Raw genomic sequence first — 4,789 nt, 5'->3', positions numbered from 1 at the left:
TTATTAGAGACAGTGACAGTGCTGGCGGTGATCGGTGGGTGGGAGAAGCCGCGAGTGAAAGAGTATATGGCTCTCTTGCTGCTGCTGGAGGCGGGGGTGATGGGGGTCTTTATGGCGCTCGATCTGTTGCTCTTCTTCCTGTTCTGGGAGGTGGAGCTGGCGCCGATGTTCTTGCTGATCGGAATCTGGGGCAGCGAGACGGAGAAACATGGGATGCCGGGCCGCATCTATTCGGCCTGGAAGTTCTTGCTGTATACCTTCTTTGGCAGCATCTTTATGCTGGCTGGGATTTTGCTGGTCTATTTCCAGGCCGGTCAGAATACAGCCAGTCTGCCGGTATTGATGCAGCATCTGCTGCCAGCCAGTACCGGGGTGACGCTCCCTCTGCTCGGGGTGACGATGGGGTCGCAGTTGTTGGCTTTCTTGCTGGTCTTTGTGGCCTTCGCGGTCAAGATCCCGATGTTCCCTTTGCATACCTGGCTGCCGGATGCGCATACGGATGCTCCGACTGAGGTGAGCGTGATTTTGGCAGGCGTGCTGCTGAAGATGGGCGCCTATGGGCTGATCCGTATCTGTCTGGGCCTCTTCCCGGATGGGTTGCAGCAGTTTGCGCCGTTGTTGGTGGTGCTGGCGGTGATCAATATTCTCTACGGGGCGGCCATCTGCCTGGTGCAGAAGGATATGAAGCGTCTGGTCGCTTACTCAAGTGTGAGCCATATGGGGGTGATCTTGCTGGGCGTGGCGGCGGCAGCAATGGCCGTGCATACGAGCAATCCCGATGTGGCGCGCTTTGGGACAGCGGCCTTGATGGGGGCAACGGTGCAGATGATCAGCCACGGGCTGATTACTAGTCTGCTCTTCTTCTGTGTGGGTGTGATCTACGATCGGGCCCATACGCGCGAGATCGAGATTTTCGGCGGGGTGGCGAAGCGGATGCCTCTGTGGGCAACGCTCTTTACCTTCGCTGGTCTGGCCTCGCTCGGTTTGCCGGGTCTGGCGGGCTTCGTGGCGGAGTATATGGTCTTTACAAGTAGCTACCGCATCTGGCCCGTGCCGACGGCAATTGCGGTCTTTACGATGATTCTGACGGCGGCTTACCTGCTCTGGATGCTGAAGCGGGTGCTCTTCGGTCCTTTCAATCTGCGCTGGAATTGGTTGCCTGATGCAACCTGGCGCGAGGCGATCCCTCTGGTGACGCTGGCGGCTTTCATCGTGCTGGTTGGGATCTACCCCGGCTTCTTGTTGGATGTGATCGTTCCGGCGCTGCATCATCTGCTGCCGGTGGCTACAACGGCTCTGGGTCGCTAGGAGGCGCGTGCTATGGCTACGGGTTTTAAGGTTGCTGATCTCTACTTGCTCTCGCCGGAGCTGAGCCTGACGCTGCTGGCGCTGGTGGTGATGGCGGTGGATCTGTTTGTGAAGCGCCGCGCGATTACGGCAACGGTGGCGCTGGTGGGCCTGCTGGTGCCGGCTTTCTTGACGATCTCGCTCATCTTGACGAATACTGGTACGGCTCGCCGCGCTTTCTTCAATATGCTGGTGGTCGATAACTATGCTTTGTTCTTTAAGGTGGTCTTTCTGTTGATCGCGGCAGTGATGATCTTGTCTTCGTACTCGTACGTTTCAAAGTACGTGCGGGGCGCGGGCGAGTTCTATACGCTGCTGCTCTTTTCGACGACCGGCATGATGTTGATGGCCAGCACTGGCGAGCTGATCTCTCTCTATATCTCGCTGGAGCTGACGAGTTTCCCGCTGTATGTGATGGCCGGACTGCTGCGCACAGATCAGCGTTCGGCTGAGGCGGCGGTGAAGTATGTGCTGTTGGGGGCGATGTCATCGGCGATCCTGCTCTATGGGCTGGCGCTGCTCTATGGGCTGACGGGAACGACGGATCTGTTGAGCATCGCCGGGACGTTCGCTAAGGGCCTGCAGGATGGGAATCTGTTGGTGATTGTGGCCGATATTCTGATCCTGGCGGGCTTCGGCTTCAAGATTTCGGCGGTGCCTTTCCATATGTGGGCGCCCGATATCTATGAGGGGGCACCGACGCCGGCGACGGCTTTCTTCTCGGTCGGTTCGAAGGCGGCGGGCTTTGCCGGCCTGCTGCGCATTTTCTTCTACGGCGGGCTGAATCTGCGCGATCTGTCTCAGTTGGTGGTGGTGGTGGCCATTATGGCCATTTTGACGATGACTTTGGGCAATGTGGTGGCGGCGGTGCAGTCGAACGTGAAGCGTATGATGGCTTATTCGAGCATTGCTCAGGCCGGCTATCTGTTGGTGGGCTTCTGCGCTAGCCTGGCAACGGGTCGCCCAGAGGGCAATGCGGCTGTGCTCTTCTTTATCCTGGTCTATGTGCTGACGAATCTGGGGGCCTTTGCCGGAATTATTGCCCTGGCCAATGCAACCGGCGGGGAGCAGATCGAGGATTTCCGCGGCCTGGCGCGGCGCGAGCCGCTGGTGAGTTTGGGAACGGCGCTCTGTCTGTTGTCGCTGGCAGGAATTCCTCCGGTGGCTGGCTTCTGGAGCAAGGTCTTTCTGTTCAGCGCGGCCTGGAGCCAGGGGGTGGAGATGAATCAGCCCTGGCTGCAGTGGCTGGTGATCATCGCTTTGCTCAATAGCGTGGTGTCGCTGGTCTACTATGGGCGCATTGTGAAGGCGATGTACTTCGATGCTCCGCCCAAGGAGGACCGCCTGTCGACGCCTCTGGGCTTGAGTTCGTCGATTGTGTTGGCGACGGCGGCTTTGCTGGTGTTGATTGTGGTGGCGCAGGTGGTGCTGAATTGGGCCTTGCCAGCAGCTTCGATGCTCTTCGCCTCAGCGCAGGGCGTGCTGACGGCTTTGGGGCACTAGTTTAGCTACTTCGCCTGTGTGTTTGGGAGTCTGGCAGGCTCGCAGTTCCGCTGACAAGGGAGGAGGACAGTTCGCGCGCGTGAACTGTCCTCTGCCTTTGTGCGGCTGGTTTTGGCTATGCTGCTCCCGGCAATGGGAGCGCTTTGCTATTGCGCGTTTTCTGAAGGGCATAGCGAGCGTGACGCCTTAGTAGGCTGCCCGTCTAGTAGATGCCGAGTGTGAGGCCGAGCCATTGTACGCTGGCATGGCCCGGCGCCTTCGCGTTCAGGCTGGCATGCAGCGCTCTCAGCTCCGGCTTCACTTTCACCGACCCCATCTTCTGCGCCATATCCCAGGCTCTCGCCCCCAGCCAGGCGCTCTGCTCTACCTCTCCCCACGCCAGAAACAGCTTCGCCTCCGTCACATCCAGATACATCCGCCAGGCTCCCACATCACTCCCCAATCCTGAGCGTGCCTGCGCCAGCCCCCGATAGGCCTCTCCCAAACGCTCGCTTTCCCCCTGCCGCTGCGCCAGCGTCAGCAGCAGCTTCGCCCTCTCGTGATGCACCGCCGCCCGGTTCAGCTTCAACTGCGAGGCGTCCTCTTCTCCTCCCTCCACTCGCTCCGCCAATCTGAGCGCCTCCTCCTGCCAGCTCCGCCACTGCCGCTCGTCTCCCTCTCCCACCTCCGCCAGCACCGTCGCCGCCCGCAGGTAGAGATTGCCCCCCAACGCCGGCCCTACCCGCTTCACCCAGCTCAGTCCCGCCTGCGCCGCATCTCTGGCCTGTGCTGCTGCTCCTATCTGTCGATAGAGATCCATTAGACGATAGAAGGCCAAGCCAATGAGCGTTGGCTCATCCTGCTCTTGACCCAGCCGGAGTAGTTCGCTGGCCAGACTCAAGGCTACGCTGCTCTGGTGATCCCCCTGCGAGTGCCTGGCAACAGAGCTGGCCCGCAGCAGGTAAAGGCCCAGCAGCCAGAGCCAGGCCTCGCGCTCGCTGGCTGGTGCCTCCTTCACCTTCTGCCGCAGCCTCCCCAGCCAGCGCGGCATCCTCTCTGCCAGTATGCGAAATTGACCGGCATACAGTAGCCGGCTCGCCAGCGTCAACAGATCCTCGTACTGATAGTAGCCCTCCAGGCTGACCACCTCCGCCAGCCGCTCGTAACTGGCCCCTGGCTCTCCCTCCCTGCCCACATAGGCCACCTGCTCCCAGGCCAGCCCCAACAACGCCGGCGGGATCTGTAAAAACCTGGCCAGTAACACGCGCCGCTCTGGATCTGCCAGATACATCGTCGCCTCCCAGTAGCTCACCGTCTGCTTCTTGACATCCAATGCCTGCGCTACTTCTGCTCGACTGTAGCCGCGCCGCTGCCGATAGTCGCTCAGGACTGCCCCCATATGCGGCAAGTTATGCTTCCCCTGCGGGTAATCTCCATAGCGCCGCCACCAGTGAACGCTGCTCATCTCATACCTCCTTTGTCCGGCAGACACCCCGCATCTACGCTGCCCCTAGACCAGACCGAGTGTGAGGCCGAGCCATTGTACGCTGGCATGGCCCGGCGCCTTCGCGTTCAGGCTGGCATGCAGCGCTCTCAGCTCCGGTTCCACTTTCACCGACCCTATCTTCTGCGCCACGTCCCAGGCTCTCGCCCCCAGCCAGGCGCTCTGCTCTACCTCTCCCCACGCCAGAAACAGCTTCGCCTCCGTCACATCCAGATACATCCGCCATAAGCCTACGTCACTCCCCAATCCCGAGCGCGCCTGCGCCAGCTCCCGATAGGCCTCTCCCAGATGCTTGCTTTCTCCCTGTCGCAGCGCCAGCGTCAGCAGCAGCTTCGCCCTCTCGTGATGCACCGCCGCCCGGTTCAGCTTCAACTGCGAAGCGTCCTCTTCTCCTCCCTCCACTCGCTCCGCCAATCTGAGCGCCTCCTCCTGCCACCCTCGCCACTGCCGCTCGTC

General features: G+C 60.8%; 4 protein-coding genes. 2 read left to right on the top strand and 2 right to left on the bottom strand.

Annotation, left to right across the window (positions count from 1 at the left end):
- Positions 1-1,308: NADH-quinone oxidoreductase subunit M (locus tag IRZ24_RS16840; protein WP_297166673.1), on the top strand; the 1,308-nt coding region annotated here is incomplete at its 5' end.
- Between the two features lie 12 nt (positions 1,309-1,320).
- Positions 1,321-2,850, top strand: coding sequence for an NADH-quinone oxidoreductase subunit N (locus IRZ24_RS16835; protein WP_297166670.1), 1,530 nt, complete (start codon positions 1,321-1,323; stop codon positions 2,848-2,850).
- A 202-nt stretch (positions 2,851-3,052) separates the two neighbouring features.
- Here the strand turns inward: IRZ24_RS16835 and IRZ24_RS16830 are convergent, their stop codons facing one another.
- Positions 3,053-4,294, bottom strand: a complete 1,242-nt coding sequence (locus IRZ24_RS16830; protein WP_297166667.1) for a helix-turn-helix transcriptional regulator — start codon at positions 4,292-4,294, stop codon at positions 3,053-3,055.
- A 45-nt stretch (positions 4,295-4,339) separates the two neighbouring features.
- On the bottom strand, positions 4,340-4,789 hold a 450-nt coding region (locus IRZ24_RS16825), incomplete at its 5' end, for a hypothetical protein (protein ID WP_297166665.1).

It is taken from the genome of Thermogemmatispora sp., from assembly GCF_019683755.1.
Classification (GTDB): domain Bacteria; phylum Chloroflexota; class Ktedonobacteria; order Ktedonobacterales; family Ktedonobacteraceae; genus Thermogemmatispora.
The sequence above is the reverse complement of the archived record's forward strand: the minus strand, read 5'-3'. Positions and strand labels throughout refer to the sequence as shown.

What these genes read in the sequence shown, in the direction of transcription:
- IRZ24_RS16835 (WP_297166670.1), top strand. Translation starts at nt 1,321, where the DNA reads ATGGCTACGGGTTTTAAGGTTGCTGATCTCTACTTGCTCTCGCCGGAG.
- IRZ24_RS16830 (WP_297166667.1), bottom strand. Translation starts at nt 4,294, where the DNA reads ATGAGCAGCGTTCACTGGTGGCGGCGCTATGGAGATTACCCGCAGGGG.